The sequence below is a fragment of the Pseudomonas sp. NPDC087804 genome (assembly GCF_044742965.1).
In the GTDB taxonomy this organism is placed as follows: Bacteria; Pseudomonadota; Gammaproteobacteria; order Pseudomonadales; family Pseudomonadaceae; genus Aquipseudomonas; species Aquipseudomonas rustica.
On the sequence record NZ_JBIUVN010000015.1, the window covers coordinates 22,321 to 46,897 of the forward strand.

At 60.1% G+C, this 24,577-nt stretch carries 23 protein-coding genes; 10 read left to right on the top strand and 13 right to left on the bottom strand.

The genetic code is table 11. From position 1 onward, the window contains the following. Positions 1 to 64: 64 nt before the first annotated feature. The 8 genes from ACIOMO_RS18305 to ACIOMO_RS18340 form a co-directional block, all read right to left on the bottom strand. The gene (locus ACIOMO_RS18305) at positions 65 to 1,351 is read right to left on the bottom strand and encodes an aminotransferase class V-fold PLP-dependent enzyme (protein WP_401242637.1); all 1,287 of its coding nucleotides are present in this window, start codon (positions 1,349 to 1,351) and stop codon (positions 65 to 67) included. 80 nt (positions 1,352 to 1,431) lie between these two features. After that, positions 1,432 to 2,328 carry an EamA family transporter gene (locus ACIOMO_RS18310; RefSeq protein ID WP_053124120.1) on the bottom strand — a complete coding sequence of 299 codons (897 nt, stop codon included), beginning with the start codon at positions 2,326 to 2,328 and terminating at the stop codon, positions 1,432 to 1,434. Positions 2,329 to 2,359: 31 nt separating this feature from the next. Beyond that, positions 2,360 to 3,589, bottom strand: coding sequence for an acetyl-CoA carboxylase biotin carboxylase subunit family protein (locus tag ACIOMO_RS18315; protein WP_401242640.1), 1,230 nt, complete (start codon positions 3,587 to 3,589; stop codon positions 2,360 to 2,362). A gap of 31 nt (positions 3,590 to 3,620) precedes the next feature. Next, positions 3,621 to 4,952 (bottom strand): acetyl-CoA carboxylase biotin carboxylase subunit family protein, encoded by a 1,332-nt coding sequence (locus ACIOMO_RS18320; RefSeq protein WP_401242643.1) that lies wholly within the window; start codon positions 4,950 to 4,952, stop codon positions 3,621 to 3,623. Positions 4,953 to 5,011: 59 nt separating this feature from the next. Continuing rightward, positions 5,012 to 6,364 carry an acetyl-CoA carboxylase biotin carboxylase subunit family protein gene (locus ACIOMO_RS18325; RefSeq protein WP_401242645.1) on the bottom strand — a complete coding sequence of 451 codons (1,353 nt, stop codon included), beginning with the start codon at positions 6,362 to 6,364 and terminating at the stop codon, positions 5,012 to 5,014. A gap of 15 nt (positions 6,365 to 6,379) precedes the next feature. Then, positions 6,380 to 7,132 carry a hypothetical protein gene (locus ACIOMO_RS18330; RefSeq protein WP_053124111.1) on the bottom strand — a complete coding sequence of 251 codons (753 nt, stop codon included), beginning with the start codon at positions 7,130 to 7,132 and terminating at the stop codon, positions 6,380 to 6,382. An 88-nt stretch (positions 7,133 to 7,220) separates the two neighbouring features. Further along, positions 7,221 to 7,517 (bottom strand): 2Fe-2S iron-sulfur cluster-binding protein, encoded by a 297-nt coding sequence (locus ACIOMO_RS18335; RefSeq protein WP_053124109.1) that lies wholly within the window; start codon positions 7,515 to 7,517, stop codon positions 7,221 to 7,223. Between the two features lie 94 nt (positions 7,518 to 7,611). Further along, on the bottom strand, positions 7,612 to 8,874 hold the full coding sequence (locus tag ACIOMO_RS18340; RefSeq protein WP_401242649.1) for an MFS transporter: 1,263 nt from the start codon (positions 8,872 to 8,874) through the stop codon (positions 7,612 to 7,614). Positions 8,875 to 9,023: 149 nt separating this feature from the next. On the opposite strand from ACIOMO_RS18340, the gene ACIOMO_RS18345 reads away from it, so the two are divergent. After that, on the top strand, positions 9,024 to 9,479 hold the full coding sequence (locus tag ACIOMO_RS18345) for a helix-turn-helix domain-containing protein (protein ID WP_053124106.1): 456 nt from the start codon (positions 9,024 to 9,026) through the stop codon (positions 9,477 to 9,479). A gap of 21 nt (positions 9,480 to 9,500) precedes the next feature. Here ACIOMO_RS18345 and ACIOMO_RS18350 read toward each other — a convergent pair whose 3' ends face one another. Continuing rightward, entirely contained in the window at positions 9,501 to 10,415 is a 915-nt protein-coding gene (locus ACIOMO_RS18350; protein WP_212545762.1) for a LysR family transcriptional regulator, read from the bottom strand. 221 nt (positions 10,416 to 10,636) lie between these two features. On the opposite strand from ACIOMO_RS18350, the gene ACIOMO_RS18355 reads away from it, so the two are divergent. The 4 genes from ACIOMO_RS18355 to ACIOMO_RS18370 all read left to right on the top strand — a co-directional run bounded on the left by ACIOMO_RS18355 (position 10,637) and on the right by ACIOMO_RS18370 (position 15,252). Further along, entirely contained in the window at positions 10,637 to 12,127 is a 1,491-nt protein-coding gene (locus tag ACIOMO_RS18355) for an aldehyde dehydrogenase (protein WP_401242653.1), read from the top strand. A 500-nt stretch (positions 12,128 to 12,627) separates the two neighbouring features. Further along, positions 12,628 to 13,614, top strand: a complete 987-nt coding sequence (locus tag ACIOMO_RS18360) for an ABC transporter substrate-binding protein (RefSeq protein WP_159813657.1) — start codon at positions 12,628 to 12,630, stop codon at positions 13,612 to 13,614. A 10-nt stretch (positions 13,615 to 13,624) separates the two neighbouring features. Further along, positions 13,625 to 14,428 carry an ABC transporter permease gene (locus tag ACIOMO_RS18365; RefSeq protein WP_008081110.1) on the top strand — a complete coding sequence of 268 codons (804 nt, stop codon included), beginning with the start codon at positions 13,625 to 13,627 and terminating at the stop codon, positions 14,426 to 14,428. Further along, positions 14,416 to 15,252: an ABC transporter ATP-binding protein gene (locus ACIOMO_RS18370; RefSeq protein ID WP_158960125.1), complete on the top strand. Its 837-nt coding sequence runs from the start codon at positions 14,416 to 14,418 to the stop codon at positions 15,250 to 15,252. Before ACIOMO_RS18365 ends, ACIOMO_RS18370 begins: the two co-directional genes overlap by 13 nt. 98 nt (positions 15,253 to 15,350) lie before the next feature. On the opposite strand, the gene ACIOMO_RS18375 is transcribed toward ACIOMO_RS18370, so the two are convergent. Continuing rightward, the gene (locus ACIOMO_RS18375; protein ID WP_401242658.1) at positions 15,351 to 16,430 is read right to left on the bottom strand and encodes an endonuclease/exonuclease/phosphatase family protein; all 1,080 of its coding nucleotides are present in this window, start codon (positions 16,428 to 16,430) and stop codon (positions 15,351 to 15,353) included. A gap of 75 nt (positions 16,431 to 16,505) precedes the next feature. Further along, entirely contained in the window at positions 16,506 to 17,180 is a 675-nt protein-coding gene (locus ACIOMO_RS18380; protein ID WP_212545766.1) for a YciC family protein, read from the bottom strand. A gap of 178 nt (positions 17,181 to 17,358) precedes the next feature. Here ACIOMO_RS18380 and ACIOMO_RS18385 point away from each other — a divergent pair, with 178 nt between their 5' ends. The 5 genes from ACIOMO_RS18385 (at position 17,359) to ACIOMO_RS18405 (ending at position 22,030) form a co-directional block, all read left to right on the top strand. Next, positions 17,359 to 18,102, top strand: coding sequence for a DUF2076 domain-containing protein (locus ACIOMO_RS18385; RefSeq protein WP_401242660.1), 744 nt, complete (start codon positions 17,359 to 17,361; stop codon positions 18,100 to 18,102). 263 nt (positions 18,103 to 18,365) lie between these two features. Beyond that, positions 18,366 to 18,845 carry an NYN domain-containing protein gene (locus ACIOMO_RS18390; protein ID WP_007949802.1) on the top strand — a complete coding sequence of 160 codons (480 nt, stop codon included), beginning with the start codon at positions 18,366 to 18,368 and terminating at the stop codon, positions 18,843 to 18,845. A 22-nt stretch (positions 18,846 to 18,867) separates the two neighbouring features. Beyond that, positions 18,868 to 19,473 (top strand): PolC-type DNA polymerase III, encoded by a 606-nt coding sequence (locus ACIOMO_RS18395; RefSeq protein WP_401242662.1) that lies wholly within the window; start codon positions 18,868 to 18,870, stop codon positions 19,471 to 19,473. A gap of 231 nt (positions 19,474 to 19,704) precedes the next feature. Beyond that, a complete protein-coding gene (gene yedA, locus ACIOMO_RS18400; RefSeq protein ID WP_401242665.1) occupies positions 19,705 to 20,640 on the top strand; it encodes a drug/metabolite exporter YedA in 936 nt (311 codons plus the stop codon). Positions 20,641 to 20,692: 52 nt separating this feature from the next. Then, complete coding sequence (locus tag ACIOMO_RS18405; RefSeq protein WP_007909704.1) at positions 20,693 to 22,030, top strand: DEAD/DEAH box helicase; 1,338 nt, start codon at positions 20,693 to 20,695, stop codon at positions 22,028 to 22,030. Between the two features lie 86 nt (positions 22,031 to 22,116). Here the strand turns inward: ACIOMO_RS18405 and ACIOMO_RS18410 are convergent, their stop codons facing one another. Next, the gene (locus ACIOMO_RS18410) at positions 22,117 to 23,364 is read right to left on the bottom strand and encodes a TIGR03862 family flavoprotein (protein WP_401242667.1); all 1,248 of its coding nucleotides are present in this window, start codon (positions 23,362 to 23,364) and stop codon (positions 22,117 to 22,119) included. A 268-nt stretch (positions 23,365 to 23,632) separates the two neighbouring features. Beyond that, a complete protein-coding gene (locus tag ACIOMO_RS18415) occupies positions 23,633 to 24,553 on the bottom strand; it encodes a histone deacetylase (RefSeq protein WP_212550832.1) in 921 nt (306 codons plus the stop codon). Positions 24,554 to 24,577: the final 24 nt, after the last annotated feature.

The following is a 24,577-nucleotide window of genomic DNA, read 5'->3' on the forward strand; positions in this document are numbered from 1 at the left end:
GGGCACCCGCGACTGCACCGGCGGTGAGCCAGTGCAGGAAGCAGACGTTGATTCGGTCTGGGTGTCAGACCAGCGAGCGCATGACTTTGAGGGTCTTGTCGATGTCTTCGGGCGTGTTGATGATCCCGGCGGAGAAGCGCACCGTCGAATGGCGGTAGGGCGTGGCGCTGGCGATGATCTTCTGCTCTTTGAGCCGCGCGACGATCTCTTTGGGGTCGCGATTCTTGACATCACAGCAGACGAATCCGGCAGAGAACTGCTCGGCCTGTGGCGTATGCAAGTAAACAGCGGGCAGCTTGGCCAGGCCTTCCTTGAGCTGGCCATTGAGTTCAGACACGCGCTCGGCAATGCGCTTGCGGCCGATCTGTTGAATGAACTCGAAGGCGGCGATCATCGCCCACTGGTTTTCGAACGCGAGGAAGCCACCGGGGCTGACCCAGGCCGCTTGCGTCTGGCCCTGTGGATCCCGTTGCTGGCGCCAGGCATTGGCCGGTTCGGCGGCCATGATCGTCGGAATGGTCGGTGTGATCTGTGCCCACTGACCTTCACGGGCCCAGACCAGCCCCGTGCCGTGCGGACCCAAGATCCACTTGTGAGTGCCCGCGCTGAAAAAGTCGCAGCCCAGACTCGCCACTTGCGCCTCGGAACAGCCGAAGCCGTGCACGCCGTCGATCACGTAGATGATCCGGTCGGCCTCGGCGCGATCACGATTGATGCTCGCCACCAGAGCACCAATCTCACGCACCGGCAAGCGCACGCCAGTGCCTGAATGTACCCAGGTCATGGCAAGAATACGGGTGGCAGGTTTGATGGCTTGTTCAATGCGCGTGACGATGGCATCCGTGCTGACATTCTCGGGACCTTCGTACAGATCGATCCGGCGAATACTGCCGCCCCATTTGACCACCGCCAGGCGCATCGCCTCGTCGTGGGTGTACCACTCGTGATGAGTGGTGAGAATTTCCTGGTGCGCAGCGAGTTTCAAACCGTTGTAGACCATCGCCAGACCCTGGGTGGTGCTGGTCGTCAGGGCGATGTCTTCAGGGCGTCCGCCGGTGTACTCGGCTGCTGCCGCACAGACCTTGCGCCAGACCATGTCCTCCGGTTTGGCAAACATGTTGTCTTCGAGGTAGGTGTACGGGTTTTCATCGAAGGCCTGGCGGTGGCGGGCCATCGCATCGCGCACCGGTTTCGGGTTGGAGGCGAGGAAAAAGTTGGAGAGGTGCACGAACTCCGGCGACAGGTTGAACTGCGCCCGCACTGAAGCCCAATCGTTGGGGTTCAGGGGTGTTACCGCGTCTTTGTGAACAGGCGAATTGCTCGCCTGTGCATTTGCCACACTTGCAATCATGCTGCCTCCAGCCAGGGTCGCGCCCACGGCGGCCCCCACGAATTCACGTCTTCCCAGACCCATACGGACTCCCTGTCGATTCATATTGAACTGCGCGCAGGACGCGCAAACATAGCATTGAAAATACGCTGGCCATAGAGACCGACCGCCAGGCCGAGCACGATCAGAATCACCGCGAGGACTTTGCTCGCCGGCACGCTTTCGTGAAAGATCAGCACCGAACCGAGCATGCCGAAGATGGGTACCAGCAACGACAGCGGCGCGACGGTCGATACCGGATAAGTCTTGAGCAACGAGTTCCAGATCCAGTAGGCGAATAGCGTGTTGGGGTAAACCTGAAACAGGATCGACAGCACAGCGGTCGTATCAACCTGACTGACGAACGTGGTGTAGCCGGCGCTGCCGTTAACTGCGTAGTCGAGGGCAAACAACGGGATCGGCGCGAAGGCGCTAGACCAGACGAGGAAAGCAAAAACCTCCTTGGTGCTGGCCTTCTTGTTGATGATATTGGCGATGCTCCACGACACGGCACCCAGCAGCACCAGCAGCACGCCGGGAAGACTCACCGAGCCGTCGCTGATCAGGATGATGCACAGCAAACCGCCGAGCGCGATCAGCATGCCCAGCACCTGAAAACGCGTCAGCGCTTCCTTGAACACCCAACCACCGAGGAGGATGGTGAAGAAGGCGCTGAATTGCAGAACCAGCGAAGCAATCCCCGCCGACAGCCCGGCCTTGATACCGAGGTTGACGATGCCCCACAGACCGATGCCGAACACCAGTCCGTAACCGATGATGTAGCGCCACGGCACATTCGGTTTGCGGATGAAAAAGATCGCCGGTAACGCACAAAGGCTGAAGCGAATCCCCGCGAGGATGAACGGGTCTACGGTGGCCAGTCCCAGTTTGATCACCGAGAAATTAACCCCCCAGATTGCCGTGATCAGTACAGCCAATACGACGTGCAGTGGTTTCATAAAAGAATCGCCTTGATAAGGGTGGGCGGTGTCACGCGACGGATGTCAGGTGTTCGGCAAGGCTCACTCGGGCAAACAGCGTTTGCATCCAGGCGCGGGTCTGTTGCGGGTCGGCGGTCTTGACGATCCCGGACAGCGGTGCCTCGAACGCCGAATAGGTCACGTGTTCCGGCAGCAGCGCGCCCGGCTGCAGTTCGTTCCACTGCACCACGACGGGACTGGCGCGCAGTTCTTCTGCGCCGTTGAGGCCTTGGTAGTTGCGCTCGGACAGCGTGTGTCCGGGGAACACAAACCAGCCAAAACCCAGGTCGGGTGCCTGAAGGTTCAGGTGTTCGAGATCGAGTGCGCCTTCAATATGGATACGCAGCTCCAGCGACGGCAAATGAATGCCGGTGGCCAACTCGTAGGTCGCGACGACATCAGCGCCGCCGACCCGGTTGCCGACCTCGAGAAACACCGGCTCATCACCCTCCATGATGGCTTCAAGATGGAATGCACCGTTGCGAATCTGCACCGCTGCCAGCGCAGCACTGACCCACGCCTTCATGGTCGCCGTGGTTTCAAGATGCCAAGAGCCCAACGGCTGACCACGCTCCATGTAGTCCAGACAGGTGCCGACGTATTCACTGGAGAGCAGGGTGAGGATTTGTCCGTCCTGCACCAGACCGTCAAAATGCCGGATCGGGCCGCTGATGAATTCTTCGACCTGAAATTCTTCGATGCGCAACGACAGCTGGCTGACCTTGTGGCGAATTTCATCGAAGGCGCAGGCCGGTTGCTGGTGGATGCTGACATCAAGACTCGACGCGCCACTGTGCGGCTTGAGCACGGTCGCCCCGCGCCATGGCACGTGGCCCTGCAATGCCAGATAGCGCTCAAGTGCCATGAAGCGTGGCACGCGCAATTTGCGCGCCTGCACGGCGGCCTTCATGTCGAGCTTGTTGCGTGCCAGATTGACCGCCGCCAGCGATGCGCCTTCGACATTCAATGCTTCGCGCAGGCGTGCAGCGTCGAGCAGTTCGTATTCGGACATCGAAATGATCCGCTCAAAACGTTGCGGATCATTCGCAAGCAATGCCGTGGCTTCATCGTAAGCGCTGGCCAGCCCCGGCCGGACAATCCGGGTGCAGCGCAGTTGCGGTGGCAGCGTATCGATCGCCGACTGTTTGCCCAGATAGGTGACCTCGTGCAGATCATGATCGATGCCACGGTGGTACTCGATGCGCGGGTAGGGCACTCGATGCAGAATCAGAATTTTCATGCGCGTACTCTCGAAACGTTATAGACGGAAGTCAGGACGCCACTTTGAACAGCAGCTCGACGCTCAGAACGCGATCAAGCACCTGCAGCCACTGCTCGCGCAGGACTCGCACCAGATCGCGGATGTCCACAGACGGGTTGTGCAGCGCGACGCAGGCATGGGCGACGAAGTCGCTGTTGTCACGCGGTGTCGCATGGATCAGCCGCGACTCGCCGGCTACCCACGCGCTCTCGAGCAGGGCAATGTCGGCGCGCGCCAGGTTCAGGGTCTCTGCCGCCAGCGCCAGCGTTTCATCGATCAGGCCTGCCAGGTCACCGAGTTCAGCGACTTCGAGCATGACGTCGCGCGGCACCCCGAACATCACCGTGGCGGCACTGCAGGTAGCGGCAGGCAGCTCGTCTGCAACTTGCCCGGCAAACACCGAATCGACCCAGGCCGCATACAGGTCAAGCCCGTACACGGCTTGCGCCAGCGTCCAGATTTTCATTCCACCGGGGCGTCGGTTCGGTTCAATCACCGCAGTGTTCTTGCCGTCGTCGCTGAGCTTGATCTCGTTATGAAACGGGCCGATACGCTGGCCGACCAAACGGTTGACCTGCTCGCCCGCGACGTGAATCGCCAGCCGTTCCTGCTCGCTCAGACGCGCTGGCAGGATCTGTGCGACTTCGACCGGATAGCGGCCGGTGGCGCTGACTTTCTCGGTGATGAACCACAGCTTGCCGAGGCCATCGTAAGAGTATTCGCGAGTGAACGAGATGAACGCTTCGGCCAACACACCGCCGTGCAGATAGGGGGCGACTTCGGCAAACGCCTGCTCGCAATCACCGCCCGGCGCGACCATCACGACCCCGCGATTGTTGCCTTCGCACGCAGGCTTGATGACGAAGCCACGCTCCTGGCGGCCGGCAAAATGGCGCACATCGTCGATGCAGCCGATCTGCGCGAAATCCGGCAGGTTCACACCCAACTGGTTCAGCGCCGGGCGCAGGCGATTTTCGGCGATGCGGTATGCCAGTTTGTCGAACGCGCCGAGTGCCAGGCGCGCACAGTCCACCGCCAGGCCGAGACGCTCGAGCAGCCCGGCACCACTGGCCACCGCGTTGTCGGAAAAGACGATGCCGGCGCTGACCCGCGCAGCGTCATCGCCCAATTGATTCAATACGAGGTTGACGAAATCGGCGGCCAGAGGATCGGCATCGATCACCCGGTCGCTGATGCCTTGATCGTGGGCCTGTGGGTTGGCCCTGACGAGCCAGGTCTGCGCGCCCCATTGTTGGTGCGCATGGTCACGCAGGTGGCGGACGTCGGCGATCCGGCTCAGGTTGTAGTCCACAATCAGCAATACAGGCGCTCGCAGCGACATGTTGTTCTTCCTCATCCATGGGGTGTGGCATCGACAGCGGTGATGTTCCAGGCGATTGCTCAGCGATGTTCCAGGGCGCTGTCGGCCTTGTAACGGATATCCAGCGCGGTGGCGGAGATGTGCGCCAGGCGTTGCAGTTCGGCAACGCGATCGGCGCGCTTGAACGTCCACAACAATTGCCCCAGAAACACTTCACGCGCATGGGCCGGAATCACATCGCCGGCTTTCAGCAGGATGTGCTGCACCACCGGATCCAGCGGTAACGCGTTGAGCGTCACTGAACTCAGGGTTCCCGGGTGAGCGAAGTACACCCGAAAGAAGGTCGCCAGGGTTTGCTCGCAGCTGCCATCGGCCTGCCATTCAAACGCCGCCAGATGTTGGAGCAGTGCTTTGCGTGGCTGACTCTCGTCCTGACTGGCCAGCAGCAGATCCAGCCACAGCGAAAGCATGCTGTGGCCGTTCGTCACCGCCGCGACACTGTGCGAGATCAGGCTGCCACCCACGCGTGGATTGATTTCGATCAGATCCCAGTGCTTGCCAGTGAAACGGGCTTCGATGTGATAGCAGCCCCATTTCAGTTGCATGCAATCGAGTACCTGTTTCAGCCAATCCAGGCCGGCAGCGATCTGTGCCTGGTCAAGGCTGGCAGGGGGCGTGGTGCAGCTGTCTTCAAGTACCGTTTCGGCGGTCTCGGTGACTTCGTGTTTTTCATGGATGGCCACGACGTGCACCTGACCATCCACTAACAGAGTCTCGAAGCTGAACTCGTGGCCGGGAATGTAGTTCTCCGCCATGAATGTCAGTCCATCGTTGAATGCCGAGGCGTACACCGTGTCCTCGGCAGAGGCCAGACGCAGCGCCTCCAGTGCATCCCAAGTGGTGTCCTGGCGCAGCGCAAATGCTGCGTAGGAAGCAATACCGTAAATTGGTTTGATGAAATACCGCTGATCCTGTGCCTGCAAGGTTTCCAGCACCGCAGCCGTCAGCGCAAATGCGTTGGCTTGCGACAGACCCGCTTCAGCCAGTCGGTTACGCACGTTGAGCTTGTTGCGCAGAGCCAGCGCCTGCCCCGGATCAATGTCATAAGTACCGAGCGACGCATTGGCTGTGGCCATCAAGTGGCGATAGCCTTCCCATACGCTGATGCAGCAAGTCACCTGTTCGCCCGACTTGCGCAGGGCCTCCAGTGCGTTTTGCACATCCCCCGGCTTCAACTGATGGTTGTCAGTGGTGTATAGCCGGTCCGCCCAGGCGTGAATCTGTTCGAGGCGAGCCGGTACATGTTCCGGAAGCGGCAATGAAGACAGCACGAAACACCGGAGCTGGCGGCGCTGCAGCTCCTCCTTCAGATCTTCGAGAAAAGAAAAGCCGCAGTGGCTCAGGATCAAAACACCGGGTTGGTTCGAATTCATTGCCTGCTCCATGGCTTAAGCGGCCTTGTCTTGCGGCTTGGCCAGGGTGTTGATGTACAGCTCGCTGAAGTACATCGCGAGGATTTTCTGGTGCTCCTCGAGGTAGCGTTTCAGCGCGGCAATGTCCTGCTCGCCTTTGATCAGGAAGCGCAGGGCTGCCCAGACTTCACCCGGGTGGTCATCGTTGATGTCGGTATGCGAATGGGACACCTGGCCAACAATCTTGGTCTCGCCCACCGATGCCTTGAGTGCTTCGAGCTTGCGCGGTTCAAGCTTCACGTTGACGTATTCAACCAGGTAGGAATAGGCGATTACCCCGAGCGGGCCTTCATGGTCGAGCAGGTAGGAGAAGAAACCGGCCAGCAGCTTCGTCGACAGGTACGGTTCGGTGGCGAGGAACTCTTCGCGGCTGACACCGACACGCTTCAGGTCATCGATGAACAGTTCGTCATGGAGCATCTCTTCCTGTTCGTAGTGCGCCCAGATCTGCGCGGCGGCAGGGCTGACCTTGGCCACTTCGACCAGTGCCTTGGCTTCGGCAACGCGCAGCAGACGGATGCGCCATGCGGTTTCGATCAAGTGACGCTTGTAGTACTCGCTGTTAACGTCCTTGCCTTCCAGATGCGCGGCCTGGGGGACGGTGGCGTACCACTGCTCGACTTGCACGTCGATGATCTTGTCGATCTCGGCGCGCAGATTGACCGAGCCAGCAGCGTTGAGGAAAGGGGTGGTATCACCATAGCCAACATTCTTTACACGGTTAAGCATCATCAAGTCCTTTTTAGTTTATGGATAACGGTTTAAACAATGACCAAACTTTCAGTGTTACTTGCACAACGATTTCAACAGCGTTACATCAGCCAATGATGTCAATGGCCACTTCACCTCTCAGCAGGCACTGGCATGCCAGGCGGTATTCTTCACCGCTGTAACCCAGTACTTCGATAAATGCTTCTTCATCTTCATCCCGAGGATTCAACGCCTCGATACCTGACGTCACCTTGATCAGACAGGCCCCGCACGCCCCGACCCGACAGCCCAGCGGGATCAGATTCTTCCCGCCGGCTTCGTATTCGATATCGGTAAAGGGCGCGTTAGTCGGTAACTGAAATTCAAGTTGGTGCGCATTAATGGTTAATGTGTGCAGCGCCATACATGCCCCTATCAATAGTAAAGTTCGTGTGGCAGGCACACAGTTTCACGCCGGACTGTGTCGGCTATGAACGTTACTTGTCGCGATGGAAAAGTTATCGAGAGGTCAGCTCGAGGTACATCCAGTAGAGCAAAGCAATGCCGCTGAAAGTTGCACCTAATATACAAACAGCCACCCAGCCCCAATGCGCATAGGTGTAAGTGGCTGCAATTGCACCGGCACCACTGCCCACCGAGTAGAAACACATATAGGCGCCCACCAGACGGCTTTGCGCGTCGGGCCGTGCGGCAAAAATCAGGCTCTGGTTGGTCACGTGTACCGCTTGCACGGCGAAGTCCAGCAGCACCACACCGACCACCATGGCGAGCAACGAGCTTTCAACAAATGCAGTCGGCAACCAGGACAGCGTCAACAGTGCCAGGGCAATGCCGGTGGTGCGATTGCCCAGACCCTGGTCGGCCAGACGTCCGGCGCGTGCCGCCGCCAGCGCACCCGCCACGCCGGCCAGACCGAACAGACCGATCTGCGTGTGTGAAAGTGACAATGGCGGCGCGCTCAGTGGCAAGACCATGGCGGTCCACAACACGCTGAAGGCGGCGAAGATCAGCAGAGCAAACGTGCCGCGGACGCGCAGCGTGGGTTCGCTGAGATATAACTGGAACACCGAGCCGAGCAGGCGCCAGTAGCTGCCTTTGGTGGGCGGCGTGGTCGAGGCCGGCATCGTTCGATACAGCACCAGCGCCATGCCGACCATCAAGGCCGCCGACACGAAGTAGACGCCGCGCCAGCCGGCGAGGTCAGCTACTGCGCCAGAAACGAAGCGCGCGAGCAGAATGCCCAGCACCACACCGCTGGTCACGGTGCCGATGGCCTGACCACGTTGATCCGGGCTGGCGAGGGTCGCGGTGTAGGCGACCACCACTTGCACCACAACCGCCATCAAACCGACCAGCACCATCGCGCCGAGCAGCATGCCCCAGTCCTGAGCCAGCCCGACCGCACACAGCGCCACGGCACTCAGCAACATCTGCGTGAGGATCAGGCCTTTTCGGTTGAGCAAGTCGCCCAGCGGCACGATGAACAACAGACCCACTGCGTAACCAGCCTGTGTCGCTGTGACCACGATACCAATTGTGCTCGGAGCGACCGAAAGGCTGGCAGCCATCGACTCCAGCAACGGTTGAGCGAAGTAGACGTTGGCCACGGCCATGGCGCAGGTAATGGCGAAGAGAAATGTCTGGTAACGACTTAAACCGGCACGGCCTGGACTCTGTAAAGGCGCGCAAGCGGCGGCTCCGGCGCCCGTGTTTTCGGCTTCGACGTCCATCTTCGAAGGCTTTTGAGGGTTCAGCGACATCATTCCATCCTTGGGAATAACTGGTTTCTAAACGAAACCGATGCGTTGATTTTTAGCAAAACTGGTTTTAATCTACAACTAGTTTTTCAAAATATTTTTGTCTGACGTTAGAACTCTTTTGCAACGCACTTCCCTTAAATTGGAGAAACATGGCCAGACAGCAGCTACTGGCACAAAGCGAATGTCCTGTGGCCCGCACGCTTGAGGCTATCGGCGATCGCTGGGTGTTGATGATCATCCGTGACGCGTTTGATGATGTGCGTCGCTTCAGTGAATTCCAGAAGCGTCTGGGCCTGGCGAAGAACATCCTCACGGTGAAACTCAAGAGGCTGGTCGAGCTGGGTGTGTTCGACATCCAGCCCGCTTCCGACGGCACGGCCTACAAGGAATACGTGCTGACCGAGATGGGGCGTGCGGTGTTTCCCATCGTGATCAGCATGCGTCAGTGGGGGGAGCGTTACTTGTTCAGCAAGGGCGAGAGCTATTCAGTGCTTCTGGACAATGATCACGCGGAGCCGGTCGAGACCATTGCTGTGCGTTCCAGGGCGGGCAAGGTGCTGAGCCCGGCGGATTGCCACCGTCGCGTAGTCAAGCGCCGCACTTGAAGTCTGCGCGGGCTTGGGGCTTCAGCCCGCGGCTTTGGCCGTCAGGTGTTCGCGGCAATAATCGGCAAACAACTGCGCCGGTTTCGTCAGTTGCCCACGCTTGAGCCACGCGGCCACCAGACCCGACCCGGTGACGTCCTCGGCAATCTCCACGCACACCACTTTCTTGCCATCGTAGGTGCATTCGGAGTGAGGTTTGGTCACCAGAATCGAAAAACCAAAACCCTGACCGACCATCCCGCGCACCATCTCGATCGACGGCGAGCTGAATTCGATGCGCGGCGTCAGACCCAACTCTTCAAACAGGCTGACGAAGTAGGTTCGACTCGGTTGTACGTCCAGCAAAATCATCGGTTCCAGGCATAAATCCCTCAGCGAAACCTGTTTGTATTCGGCGAAGCGGTGGTCGGCGGGCAGCAGCGCGTAAGGCCGTTGTGCCGGCATCAACGGCTCGGTCTGAATAGTCGCATCGAGGTCGTGTTCGTAGAGGATGGCCAGATCAAACGCACCGGCGGTCAGACCTTGCACCAACTCCTGCTGCTCACCATCACGAATGCGGATTTTCACTCCCGGATACAGCGCCGAAAACCCAGCGATCAATTGCGGCAGGTACAGCGGCGCGACGGTTTCGAAGCAGCCGATATCGATTTGTCCCGCGACAATGTCGTTGTCGGCCAGTGCGTTCTGTTCGAACTCCTTGGCCATGCGCAGCAGTTCTTGTGCCTTGCGGAAAAACCGCGCGCCGCTGGGCGTCAGTGACACGCCTTGGGCGTGATGACGGATCAGCAGTTGCACGCCGAAGCTGTCTTCCAGACCTTTGATCGCGGTGGAAATCGCCGGTTGCGCGATGTACAGCTTGCGCGAGGCTTCGGCAACGCTGCCGCATTCGACGGTGGTGATGAAGTATTTCAACTGACGCAAATTGTAGGCGGCCACGGCAAACCTCAGGACGAGCGGACTCGACTTCAAAGCAATTTGTGCGCCGCCACGTCCATGGCGCGACGATGTTTTTATCCTTCAACCATAGCCACCTGCGCAGCGATTGGGGGAAGTCATTGCCCAGTGTTTTTATTGCCTGCGAAGATATTTTTACTATTTTTAGCCCGCGCGGGCCTGAGCGACCATCGATTCACAATAACGTCTCAGGAGCATCCGTCGTGTTCGAGCTTGCAGAGTGGCAGCGCCGTGCCGTTGCATTGAAATTTCCCGATCAAGCCGTGATCGACGGCCAACATTGCGCCGCGCAGTCGGGGCAGACCTTCGCCGCGATCAATCCGGCGACCGGGCAGTGCCTGGCAAATGTTGCCGCGTGTGGCGAGGAAGATGTCGACGCGGCCGTGCGCAATGCGCGGCAAGTGTTTGAGGCGGGCACTTGGTCGCAACGGCCGCCTGCCGAGCGCAAACAAGTGTTGCTGCGCTTGGCGGATTTGCTGATGACCCATTGCGAAGAACTGGCCTTGCTCGACTCGCTGAACATGGGCAAACCGGTGATGGACGCCTACAACATCGACGTGCCGGGCGCCGCCGGGGTGTTCCGTTGGTACGCTGAAGCCATCGACAAGCTCTACGATCAAATCGCGCCCAGTGCGCCGAATGTATTGGCGACGATTACTCGCGAAGCGCTCGGTGTGGTTGCGGCGGTAGTGCCGTGGAATTTCCCGTTGGACATGGCCGCGTGGAAACTCGCCCCGGCGTTGGCGGCGGGTAATTCGGTGATTTTAAAACCGGCCGAGCAGTCGCCGTTTTCGGCGTTGCGCCTTGCCGAACTGGCGCTGGAAGCAGGGTTGCCAGCGGGTGTGCTCAACGTGTTGCCGGGGCTTGGCGAACAGACGGGCAAGGCGTTGGGTTTGCACGCGGATGTCGATTGTCTGGTGTTCACCGGCTCGACCCAGGTCGGCAAATATTTCATGGAATATTCCGCGCAGTCGAACCTCAAGCAGGTGTGGCTGGAGTGCGGCGGCAAGAGCGCCAATCTGGTGTTCGCCGATTACCAGGATCTCGATCTGGCGGCGGAAAAAGCCGCGTTCGGGATCTTCTTCAATCAGGGCGAAGTCTGCTCGGCCAACTCGCGGTTGCTGGTGGAGCGTTCGATTCATGATGAGTTTGTCGAAAGATTGAAGGCGCAGGCTGAACGCTGGTTGCCGGGCGATCCGCTGGATCCGCAGAGCAGCGCCGGGGCGATTGTTGATAGCAAGCAGACGGCGAGCATTATGGGTTTTATTCGCAGTGCCGAGCAGTCTGGGGCGACGCGGATTTGTGGCGGGCAGCAGCGGCGGTTTAACGGGTCGGACAATTTTATTGAGCCGACGATTTTTACCGGTGTGACGGCGGATATGCCGCTGTTTCGTGAAGAGGTGTTTGGCCCGGTGTTGGCGGTGGTGCCGTTTGACACTGAGGAGGAGGCGCTGCGCTTGGCCAATGACAGTGTTTACGGATTGGCTGCTTCGTTGTGGACGGATGACCTCAACCGCGCACATCGCGTGGCGCGGCAGTTGCGCGCGGGTACAGTGTCAGTGAATACCGTTGATGCGCTGGATGTGACGGTGCCGTTTGGCGGCGGTAAACAGTCGGGGTTTGGTCGCGATCTGTCGCTGCATTCCTTCGATAAGTACACCCAACTGAAAACCACCTGGTTTCAGTTGCGCTGATACCGAGTCAACCCCTTCGCGAGCAGGCTCGCTCCCACACTGGATCTATGTCACACCGAAGATCCCCTGTAGGAGTGAGCCTGCTCGCGATAGCTGTCTTTCAGTTAATACATCTGTGTCTGACACCCCGCCATCGCGAGCAGGCTCACTCCTACAGGTTCAGTGGCGTCTACAAATCCAGTGTTCGCTCGAGATCATTGTGGGAGCGAGCCTGCTCGCGAATGCGGTGGGTCAGCCACCGAAAATCCCCGATCTGCACCCCCTTTGAGCATCCCCGCCAACCCCGCCCCTTGGCAGTGCGCACTACCCAGTTTTTTCATCATTTGCAGCCAACAATTTCCTGATTTTCCTCACCGCGCACATGGGCCACCATCGATCTTGCCCGCCAGCCGAATGTTGTCCGCCCAAGCGTCCGCGAGAGACCAACGGTGGCAACTGCACAACGGCCGGCGACCGTACTGCCCATGACAAAACTAAATCAACAGCGTCGGGAGTGCTCCATGATCAAGTCCTTGTGTCTCCGTCTCACTCACCCTCTGGCAATCACTGCTCTTGCCGCCACGGTCGCGACCAGCGCCCAGGCCGGCACCCTGTCCATCGGCCACACCACGTGGGTCGGCTACGGCACGCTTTATCTGGCTCAGGATCTGGGCTACTTCAAGGAAAACGGTTTGACCGTCGAATTGCCAGTGGTCGAAGAGGCGTCGATGTACATGGCCGCGCAGGCGTCCGGGCAATTGTCCGGTTCGGCGTCGACCATCGATGAAGTGCTCAAGTACCGTCCGCAGTTTTGCTTCAAAGCGGTCGCGGCGCTGGATGACAGCCATGGCGGCGACGGCGTGCTGGTCGGCAAAGACGTGAAGAGCCTGCAAGAACTCAAGGGCAAATCCGTCGCCGTCAACGAAGGCTCGACTTCGCAGTTCTGGCTCTCGTACCTGCTGAAAAAGAACGGCATGAGCATGAGCGACATCACCGTGCAGAACATGACCGCTGACGATGCCGCCACCGCGTTCATCGCCGGTCGCGTGCCCGCCGCCGTGACCTGGGAACCGCACCTGTCGATGGTGCGCGACAAACAGCAAGGCAAAGTGCTGATCGACAGCAGCAGCACCCCCGGCGTGATCGTCGATGTGGTCGCGCTCAATTGCAGCGTGATCGAGAAGCAACCGGAAGACGTCAAGGCGCTGGTCGCCGGTTTGTACAAAGCCGTGCAGTACACCAAGGATCATCCGGAGGACGCCTACAAAATCATGGCCAAAGGCGTCGGCGGCTACCTCTCCGATCCGAAGGAACTGGCCGCCGCTGCGCAAGGCGTGCGTTTCTACGATCAGGCGATGAGCGAGAAACTGCTCGGCTCACCGGGCAAACCGGGCGACAGCGCGCCGCTGATCAAACTGGCCAACGAAACCGCCAGCGAATTGCAGGGCAAGCCTTACAACGTCAGCAACGACGATCTGGTCGACAACCGCTTCGTCACCCCGCTCTAGGAGGCCTGCAATGTTCAAGCGCAATTCGTGGCTGAGCCGCAGCCTCACGCCGAAAACCGCATTGCCGGTGCAAGTGGTGTGGAGCGCCAGCGCTCTGGCCTGGGTGTTGTTGGTCGGTCTATGGGCCGGACTTTCTTATGGCGGCATCGTGCCGGGAATGTTTTTGCCGACACCGGGCGCGGTGGTTGAAGCCGCCGTGCGCCTGAGCCGCGATGGCACGCTCGGCACACATGTGTGGGCCAGTGTCGAAGTGGTGATGGTCGGCTTCATCGTCTCGTCGCTGGTGGCAGTGCCGTTGGGGTTGCTGATGGGCAGCTTCCGCATCGTCCAGGCATTCCTTGAGCCGCTGGTGAACTTCATTCGTTACCTGCCGGTGACCTCGTTCGTGCCGCTGTTTATTTTGTGGATCGGCATCGGTCTGGAGCAGCGGGTTTCGGTGATTATCTTCGGCGTGTTCTTTCAGCAACTGGTGATGATCGCTGATGTGTCGAAGGGCATTTCCAAGGATCTGATCAACGCGTCCTACACCTTGGGCTCCAGCCGCCGCGATGCGGTGTTGCATGTGATCGCCCCGGCCTCGGTGCCGGGCGTGCTCGACACTTTGCGCGTGACCATGGGTTGGGCCTGGACGTATCTGGTGGTGGCTGAACTGGTCGCTGCGTCCAGCGGTTTGGGTTACTTGAGCCTGAAAGCCATGCGCGGTTTTCAGGTGGACGTGATTTTCCTCGCCATCGCGATCATCGGCCTGCTCGGTCTGGTCACCGATCAACTGTTCCGTTTTCTCCGACTGAGGGTTGCCGCATGGGCTCAGTGACTGCTGCCAATCATCGTTTTATCGAACCCGTTGCCACCCCTGCGCAAGCCGCACCGCGTTTGCAGGTGGACAAGGTCAGCCTGCGTTACAAGAAGCCTGACGGCGGCACATTTACCGCGCTGGAAGAGGTCTCGTTTGAAGTGCCGGATCAGCAGTTTGCGGTGCTGGTCGGGCCATCGGGTTGCGGTAAATCCAGCCTGCTGTATTTGACCGCAGGCCTGGCCGAACCGACCTCCGGCGAAATCTATGTTGGCGGCCAGCAAGTGCAGGGGCCGGGCGCCGATCGTGGGATGGTCTTTCAGAGTTACACGCTGTTCCCGTGGCTGACGGTGCGGCAGAACGTCGAGTTCGGATTGAAACGTCGCGGCATGCCGGCGGCGCGGCGCAAGGAGATTGTTGATTACTACGTCAACGAAGTCGGTCTTGCCGGGTTCGCCGACAACTACGCCAAACAGCTGTCAGGCGGGATGATGCAGCGCGTGGCGATTGCTCGCGCGCTGGCCAATGATCCGCAGATTCTGTTGATGGACGAACCGTTTGGTGCGCTGGACAGCCAGACGCGCTTGCAGATGCAGCAGTTGTTGCTGCGGGTCTGGGGCAACACGAAGAAGACTGTGTTGTTCGTCACCCATGACATCGATGAGGCGATTTTGCTGGGTGATCGGGTCTATGTGATGGGCGCGAAACCGGGGCGGATCAAACAGATTCTCGACGTGCCGATCGAACGCCCGCGTTCACTGGACATGGTGATGGAGCGCTCGTTTATCGACATGAAACGGCAGATCTTCGGGTTGCTGCATGACGACCTCGAAGAAGTGCACTGATCCCGTGTAGGAGCTGCCGCAGGCTGCGATCTTTTGATGTTGTTTTTGAAGATCAAAAGATCGCAGCCTGCGGCAGCTCCTACACGGGAATGTGGTGGTTATGGAGTGGCGGGGAGCAGGAAGCGGGCGATTACTGGTAGGTGATCGGAGATGCGCAACGTGTCGTCCTGCCGCACCGTCGCTTCCACCCGTTTGATTTTCGGGCTGTAGAACAGGTAATCGACCGTGCGATCCGGGCCTCTGAGGCCAGGGTCGTTGGGGTAGTGGGTCAGCCACTGCGCGCGGTCGATGCCGCTGGCTTCGTTGTTGTTCGGGATCATCGGGTACTTGTCCCACAGCAGATGCAGTTCGCTGTCGGCGGAGTAGGGCGTGCGTTGCTCGGCGGGCAGGCGCCGGTATTGTCCGAGCGGCAACAGATTGAAGTCGCCGCCGATGACCCACGGCAAACCCTGACTTTCGTACTTGTCGAGCACCTTGGTCATCGCTGTCACCTGCGCCTGCAAGGTGTCGTCCGGTTGGCTGGCGCGTTCCAGATGGGTATTGAATACCGTCAGTTGCCCGCCATCGCTGAGCGGCAGTTTGGTCGCGAGCAAGGCATCTTTCGGTTGAAACTGACGGCTGATGAAATTGGCCGGGGCCACCGGCAGTTGCAGGCGTTCGGCGTGTTCGATGCGGTAGCGGCTCAGGGTCGCCAGTTGCCGGCCAACGCTGCCGAAGATGTGCGGATCGGGGACGAAATCGGCCTTCCAGTCAAAGGCATGGGCGCTGCACGGGTACAGGTCGGCGACGCGCTCCTGCAACAGCTTGAGCTGGTTCTGATAGTCGCTGGCCTTGGCGCCATCATCGAGTTCCTGCAACAGCACCACATCGGGTTGCTCGTCGCGAATCACCCGCGCCACTTCGTCGAGGCTGAAGGCCATGTCTTCCGTGGTCGGCGCTTCATCATTGCCTTGCGCCAGATCATTCCAGAACACGTAACGCTTGCCGGCCAGGTATTGCACGTTCCAGGTCATGACCTTCAAGGCTTGGCCCGGCACCAGCGTCGGCGGCGTTCCGGTGCAACTGACCGGCAAGGTTTCGCGGGCGTCGGGGCGCCAGGTCAGGCTGTAGATCAGCCCGCCGACAAGGACGAGGACGAGCAGGGCAAGCGCAACGGTGTAGCGCAGTAGGCGGGTCATGGCTCGGCTTATAGCGTTACAGAAAGTTGCCCCGAGCATACCTGACGGCAGGCGCGAAGCCCAAGGGCTGCCGTGTCAGACCGCTCTGTCACTTTTGTCAGGCGATTCGCTGATCAGCATGAAAAGCCGGAACAAGACCACACTGGTGAACAGTTGCAGGAAGCTGTGAGCGCTGTCGATCAACACGGCGATCGCCGGGTTCTGCGGCTCCGGATACACCGCCAGCGTCGCGCCTTTGAGCAGCCACAGCGGCGTCATGACACAGAGAATGCACAACAGAATCCGCCAGAAGTGCCCACGGGTCAGGCGCAGACTTTCCTTCATCGCCTGCAACGGGCCGAGGCCGCGCAGCACCAGCAGGTACTCGCCGAACGCGAGCATCACCATCAACATCAGGCCCGGCAGGAAATACAGCGACAGGCCGAGCAGGATCAGCAAGGTGTTGAGTGCCGTGAGCAGGGCGAAACGCGGCCACAGACGTGCCGACATCGCCAGCAGATCCAGGGTGCGCGGCGACTCGCCACGGGTGCGCGCATCGAGGAACAGAATCAGGGCTGCGGTGTACAGCGGATAAACCAGCAGGCCGACGACCACGCTGACCGAGGAAAAACTGTCCGGATCGGTATTGTGATCGACCACTTGTTGCAGCAGCGCTTCGAAGATCACCAACGGCAGGCACAGCTGCACGATGCTGGCCAAATGGCGTTTGAAGAAATACAGGGAGTCGCGCAGCACTTCGAAGGCATTCATCAGTCGGTATCGCAGGTCGAAAACAGTGGCTCACTTTAACCGATGCGGCGCGGGGCGACACAAACGTAAACATTCGGTAAAGGTCGTTGAAACATCCTGTCACTGTCTCCATTACGGGAGAGCACCTTGTCCGTCGTGGACGAGGGCAACGTTATCCCCGGCAATCTACGAGGTCGCCATGAACAGCGAAGAGCAAACCCTGATCGATGGACTGTTTTCCCGGCTGCAACAGGCCGAAACGGAGGCAGCCCCGCGCGACGCCCAGGCCGAGACGCGGATCAAGGAACACCTGACACGCCAACCGGCGGCAGGTTATTTCATGACCCAGGCGATTCTGGTGCAAGAGGCTGCGCTGAAGAGCCTTGATGAGCAGAACAAGCAACTGACCCAGCAAGTCCAGCGTTTGCAGGCTGAATTGCAATCGGCCAAGGCGCAGAGTGCTGCGCCAGCTTCGAGCGGTGGCGGTGGTTTTCTTTCGAGTATTTTCGGTGGCAGCTCGCGTCCGACTCCGACCCAGAGTGCAGCCCCATCGTCGACTGGCGGCTGGCGCGAACCGGCACCGCAGCAGAATTATGCAGCGCCCGCGCCACAACAGAATGTCGGTGCACCACCAAACTACGCGCAACAAGCGGCCCCGGCGGCCGGCAGCAGCTTCCTCGGCGGCGCCATGAAAACCGCCGCCGGTGTGGCGGGTGGCGTGATGCTGGCGCAAGGCATCAGCAGCCTGTTCCACCACAACCAGCAGCCGGAAGAAATCGTTGAAGTGATCAAGGAAGAGCCGGCGCAGGTGGCCGACCAGAGCAACAGTGGCTGGGGCGATGATCAGCGCATGGCCGGCAACGATCAGGGCGGATTCACCGACACTGATTACAGCAGCGACGACAGCTCATCGTTCTTCGATGACGACGATTCCTTCGTCTGACACCTACATTTCTCAGATTTGACACCAAACCTGTGGTGAGGGGATTTATCCCCGATGGGCTGCGGAGCAGTCCCAAAAAACTGGGGCCGCTCCACAGCCCATCGGGGAAAAATCCCCTCACCACATTCACCACTCGTCAGCAGCACCTCGGCGCCTGCCGGTGATTATTCGCTGAACCTTCCTCTTGGCTGGCATACTGAGCGCCTTTTTCGGGCCACGCGCCTGATCCCGCTTCGTGCGCTTGCGCGCCCACAGGAACTCCGGTGAAAAAAATCGCAGTGTTCGCCGACGTGCAGAACCTCTACTACACCGTGCGTCAGGCCTATGGTTGCCATTTCAACTATGCCGCGCTGTGGGCCGATATCAGCAAGGACGGGCAGATCGTCGAGGCCTACGCCTACGCGATCGACCGTGGCGACAGCAAGCAGCAGCAGTTCCAGCAGATCCTGCGCAACCTCGGCTTCACCGTGAAGCTCAAGCCCTACATCCAGCGCAGCGACGGCTCGGCCAAAGGCGACTGGGACGTCGGCATCACCCTCGACATCATGGACGCCGCCGACCACGTCGACGAAATCGTCCTGGCCTCGGGTGACGGCGATTTCGACATGCTGCTCGAACGCATCATCAGCAAACACGGCGTGCAAGCGGTCGCCTATGGCGTGCCCGGCCTGACCGCCAACTCGCTGATCCGCGCTGCCAGCCGCTACGTGCCGATCGAAGGCGCACTGTTGCTCAAGAATTGATTTGAACGGAGTTGAACCCGGTTTGGAACGCATTGCAGTCATCGACTTTGAAACCACCGGCCTCTCGCCGAACAGCAGCTGTCGCGCCACGGAAATCGCCGTGGTCATGCTGGAAAACGGCCGCATCGTCGAGCGTTACCAGAGCCTGATGAACGCCGGCGTGCGCGTCCCCGCGTTCATCGAACAACTGACCGGCATCAGCAACGCCATGCTGCGCACCGCGCCGCCGGCCGAACAGGTGATGAACGAGGTCAACGAGTTTGTCGGCTGCACGCCGCTGGTGGCGCACAACGCCTCGTTCGACCAGAAGTTCTGGGACTTCGAACTGGGGCGAATCAAGCGCACGCGGTTGCAGAATTTTGCCTGCTCGTTGCTCTTGGCCCGTCGCTTGATGCCGGCAGCGCCGAATCACAAGCTCGGCACGCTCACCACCTTCGCGCGCCTGCCGCACACCGGCCAGGCTCACCGGGCGATGGCCGATGCCGAGATGGCGGCCAACCTGATGGCGCATCTGGCTGAAGAATTGCGCGGCAAGCATGGCGTGCGCGAGCTATCGCACGACCTGCTGTGCAAACTGCAGAAAGTCCCCGCCGCGAAAGTCAGCGAACACCTGCTGCGCTACCGCTGACCCCGACCCCAACACGCAACCCCTGTGGGAGCGGGCTTGCTCGCGAATGCGGTGTGTCATTAAACTTTTTTGTGACTGACCCACCGCATTCGCGAGCAAGCCCGCTCCCACATTGATTCGGTGTCGGCTTCTGAAAAGTGTACTGGCGTGTTTCGCTGGTTTTGTAACTTATTTTTGCCCGCCAGCCTTTCTAGAATATCCAATCCCAAGACTCTGACTGTCGAGCTGCTCATGCCTGCCCTGCGCCGTTTTTCCCTACCGCTGATCGCCGCGTTTTTTGCGCTGTACGTGATTTGGGGATCGACCTATCTGGTGATCCGCATCGGCGTTGAATACTGGCCGCCGTTGATGCTTGGCGGTGTGCGCTTCGTGATTGCCGGCACATTGATGTACGCATTCCTGCGTTGGCGTGGGGCGCCGGCGCCGACCTGGGCGCAGTGGAAAGCGGCGGGGATCATCGGGATTTTGTTGCTCAGTTTCGGTAACGGCGCGGTGAGTGTGGCCGAACACACCGGTGTGGCTTCGGGCGTGGCGGCATTGGCGGTGGCGACGGTGCCGTTGTTCACGTTGCTGTTTGGTTATTTCTGGGGCGCACGCAATACGCGTCTGGAATGGGCCGGGGTCGCGTTGGGGATTATCGGCATCGCCATGCTCAACATGGGCTCCAACCTGCAATCGAGTCCACTGGGCGCGGCGTTGCTGATTTTTGCGGCGGCGACCTGGGCGTTCGGTTCGGTGTGGAGCAGACATTTGCCGTTGCCAGCGGGCGCAATGGCCAGTGCGGTGGAGATGCTGGTCGGCGGCGTGGTGCTGCTGATCGGTAGCGCGATGACCGGTGAACGCCTGCAAGCCGTGCCGCCGATGGAAGGCTGGCTGGCGCTGGCGTACTTGATCTTCTTCGGCTCGATCATCGCCTTCAATTCTTATATGTACCTGCTCAAGCACGTGCGCCCGGCGGCGGCGACCAGTTATGCCTACGTCAACCCGGCGGTGGCGGTGTTGCTCGGGATCGTGTTTGTCGGCGAGACCATCGGCATCGAAGAAGCGCTGGCGATGCTGGTGATCATCAGCGCCGTGGTGCTGATTGGTCTGCCGCAGTGGCGTCGTCCGGTGCAGCCGCCAGTCGTGGCGCCGACAGCCGTTCCCACAGAAACGCGTACGAATTAGGGTAAACTGCGCGGCATTGCATGCCTGCGTTATTTTTTCCTACGGTACTTCCATGACTTTCGCCACCCTTGGCCTGATCGAACCCTTGCTGCGCTCCCTCGAGAAGCTCGGCTACCAGACCCCGACGCCGGTTCAGGCGCAAGCCATTCCGGCCGTGCTGGCCGGTCGTGACCTGATGGCAGCGGCCCAGACCGGCACCGGCAAAACCGCCGGTTTCGCCTTGCCACTGTTGCAGTTACTGGCCATGGAAGGGCCGAAAGTCGCCGCCAATTCGGTGCGCGCCCTGATTCTGGTGCCGACCCGCGAGTTGGCCGAACAAGTTCACGAAGCCGTGCGCCAGTACGCCGAAAACCTGCCGCTGCGCACCTACGCGGTGTACGGCGGCGTCAGCATCAACCCGCAAATGATGAAGCTGCGCGGCGGTGTTGACCTGCTGGTGGCGACACCGGGCCGTCTGCTCGACCTGTTCCGTCAGAAGGCGCTGAAATTCAATCAGCTGCAAACCCTGGTGCTCGACGAAGCCGATCGCATGCTCGACCTCGGTTTCTCCGAAGAACTGTCGAACATCTACCGCGCACTGCCGAAGAAGCGTCAGACGCTGCTGTTCTCCGCGACTTTCTCCGACGACATCCGCCTGCTCGCCGGGCAGATGCTCGATGATCCGCTGACCGTGGAAGTCAGCCCGCGCAATGTCGCCGCCAACACCGTCAAGCAGTGGATCGTCACGGTCGACAAGAAGCGCAAGGCCGAACTGTTCGTGCACCTGATGCGCAAGAACAAGTGGAAGCAGGTGCTGGTGTTCGCCAAAACCCGCAACGGCGTCGATGCGCTGGTGGAAAAACTCCAGGGCTTGGGTGTGAATGCCGACGGTATCCACGGCGACAAGCCGCAGGCGACCCGTCAGCGTGCACTGGATCGTTTCAAACTCAGTGAAGTGCAGATTCTGGTCGCGACCGACGTTGCTGCCCGTGGTCTGGATATTGAAGATCTGCCGTTGGTGATCAACTTCGATCTGCCGATCGTGGCTGAGGATTATATTCACCGTATCGGCCGGACTGGCCGTGCAGGTGCGACCGGTGAGGCGATCTCGCTGGTGTGCGCGGATGAAGTGAACATGTTGTCGGCGATTGAAATGCTCACGCGCCAGACCTTGAAGCGTCAGAACGAGCCGGATTTTGAGCCTGAACACCGTGTGCCGGACACCGATGCCAGCGGTCAGGTGATCAAGAAGCCGAAGAAACCGAAGAAGCCGAAAGCTTCGGGTGGTGGCGGCAAACGTAATCTGGGCAAGTGGGTGGACAGCGGCGAGACGCAGGCGCCGGAGCCTTCGGTCAAGCCTGTGCGCAAGGTGCCGGTGTTTAACACTGGGCCGCGTAAGCGTAAACCGTAACTCCTGTAGGAGCTGCGGCACGCTGCGATCTTTTGATCTTGCTTTTGAAGATCAAAAGATCGCAGCCTCGTTTCACTCGTCAGCTCCTACAGAGGTAGGGGGTGTTTGAGCCATTGCAGTATCCCCAACCCCGCCGCTCGCCCGCTGGCAAAACAGCCTGTCAGCAAATAGCCCCCCGTCGGCGCCTCCCAATCGAGCATCTCCCCCGCGCAGAACACCCCCGGCAACGCCTTGAGCATCAAACGCTCATCCATCGCTTCAAACGTCACGCCCCCCGCACTGCTGATCGCTTCGTCCAACGGCCGCGTTTTCACCAGCGTCAGCGGCAACGCCTTGATCGCCCGCGCCAACAACGCCGGATCAGCGAACGTCGCCGCATCCGTCAGCTCCCGCAGCAACGCCGCTTTCACCCCATCAATTCCGACCTGACTGTGCAGATGCTTGGCCATCGAGCGCGAGCCGCGTGGTTTGCTCAATGCCGCCTGCAATTTATCCACAGGTCGGCCGGGCAGCAGATCGATGTGGATAACCGCCGCGCCGTATTGATTGATCGCCTCACGAATCGGCGCCGACAGCGCATAAATCAGACTGCCTTCAATCCCGGTCGCGGTGATCACGCATTCGCCCAAGCGCGGAATGTCGTCGTTCAAACCAATGGCGATATTTTTCAGCGGCGCGCCGGCGAATTTGCTGACCATCAATTCGCTCCAGGCCTGCACCTCAAAGCCACAATTACTCGGCTGCAACGGCGCCAGTCCTACACCGCGTTGCTCCAGCGCCAGCATCCACGCCCCATCGGAACCGAGGCGCGACCAGCTGCCGCCGCCGAGGGCGAGCAGGGTAGCGTCGGGGTTGACGGTGATTTCGCCTTCGGGGCTGTCGATGCGCAGCGCACCGTGTTCATCCCAACCGAGCCAGCGATGGCGGGTGTGGATAACCACGCCGCTGTCGCGCAGGCGTTTGAGCCAGGCGCGAAGTAGTGGCGCGGCTTTCATGTCGGTGGGGAACACGCGGCCGGAGCTGCCGATAAAGGTTTCGATACCCAGATCATGAATCCATGTGCACAACGCGTCGGCGTCGAAGCCGCGCAGCAGCGGGGCGATTTGCGGTGCGCGTTCGGCGTAGCGCGAGAGGAACGCCGGGTAGGCTTCGGAGTGGGTAATGTTCATGCCGCCGACGCCGGCGAGCAGGAATTTGCGGCCCACCGAGGGCATGCCGTCGTAGAGATCGACGCGGATTCCGGCCTGGCTCAGCACTTCGGCGGCCATCAGGCCGGCGGGGCCACCGCCGATGATGGCGACGTGAGCGGGGGAGGAGGCGGAATTCTGGGTCATGGCGTGCGCTGCGGTATGGCGGGATAAGGCGCGCATTCTAACAGCGCAGATCCCTTGTAGGAGCTGAGCTTGCTCGCGAAAGCGGTGTGTCAGCCACCGACAATATTGAATGAGAGACCGCTTTCGCGAGCAAGCTCTGCTCCTACAAGGTTGTGGTGGTTAAAAAACAACCAGTGTTCTGTAGGCCTTGGGCGGTATGGGCTGTAGGCCCTTTCACTCAGCTTATCCACAGGCAGTTCCACAGCGATTGTGGGTAACGCAGCACAGCTCAATGACAACCGTGTGACTGCCAGACCCGCTGCGCGCTGTGATGGAGGATGCCGTGGCGGCGGGCGAGGGCGTGGCGATCCTTGCTGTAGCCGCCGCCAATCACGCCCATCACCGGAATGTCGCGGCCCAGGCAATGGCGCATCACACTTTCATCACGGGCGGCGACGCCTTCATCCGTCAGTTGTAGATAGCCGAGGGCGTCGTCCTTGTGCACGTCGACACCGGCGTCGTACAGCACCAGATCCGGTTGATACAGCGGCAGCAAATAGTTGAGCGTGTCATCGACCACCTTCAAATAATCGGCATCGCCCATGCCTTTCGGCAGCGGTATGTCCCAGTCACTTTCCGCTTTGCGTGCAGGAAAATTCTTCTCGCAGTGCAGTGAGACGGTAATCGCCTCCGGCGTGTCGTGAAGAATCCGTGCCGTGCCGTCGCCCTGATGCACGTCGCAATCGAAGATCAGCACGCGATTCACCCGGCCACTTTGCAGCAGGTAATGGCTGATGATCGCCAGGTCATTGAAGATGCAGAAACCTGCCGGGTAATCGTAATGCGCGTGATGTGTGCCGCCAGCCAGATGACAAGCCAGACCATGCTCCAGGGCTTTTTCCGCCGCCAGAATCGAACCGCCAACCGCGCGCACCGTGCGTCGCGCCAAGGCGTCGTTCCACGGCAGGCCGAGACGCCGTTGGTCTTCGCGGGACAACTCGCCGCTCATGTAGCGTTCGATATACGCACGGTCATGGGCGAGGGCGAGGATATCGTTGGGGCAGATGTCCGGGCGCAGCAGGTCGGCATCGCGGGTCAGCCCGCTGTCGACCAGGTGATCGCGCAGCAAACGGAACTTGTCCATCGGAAAGCGGTGATCCGCCGGAAACTCGGGGCTGTAGTCTTCGTGGTAGATCAGCGGCAGTGGCATGGCGTATTCATGTAGGAAATGTTG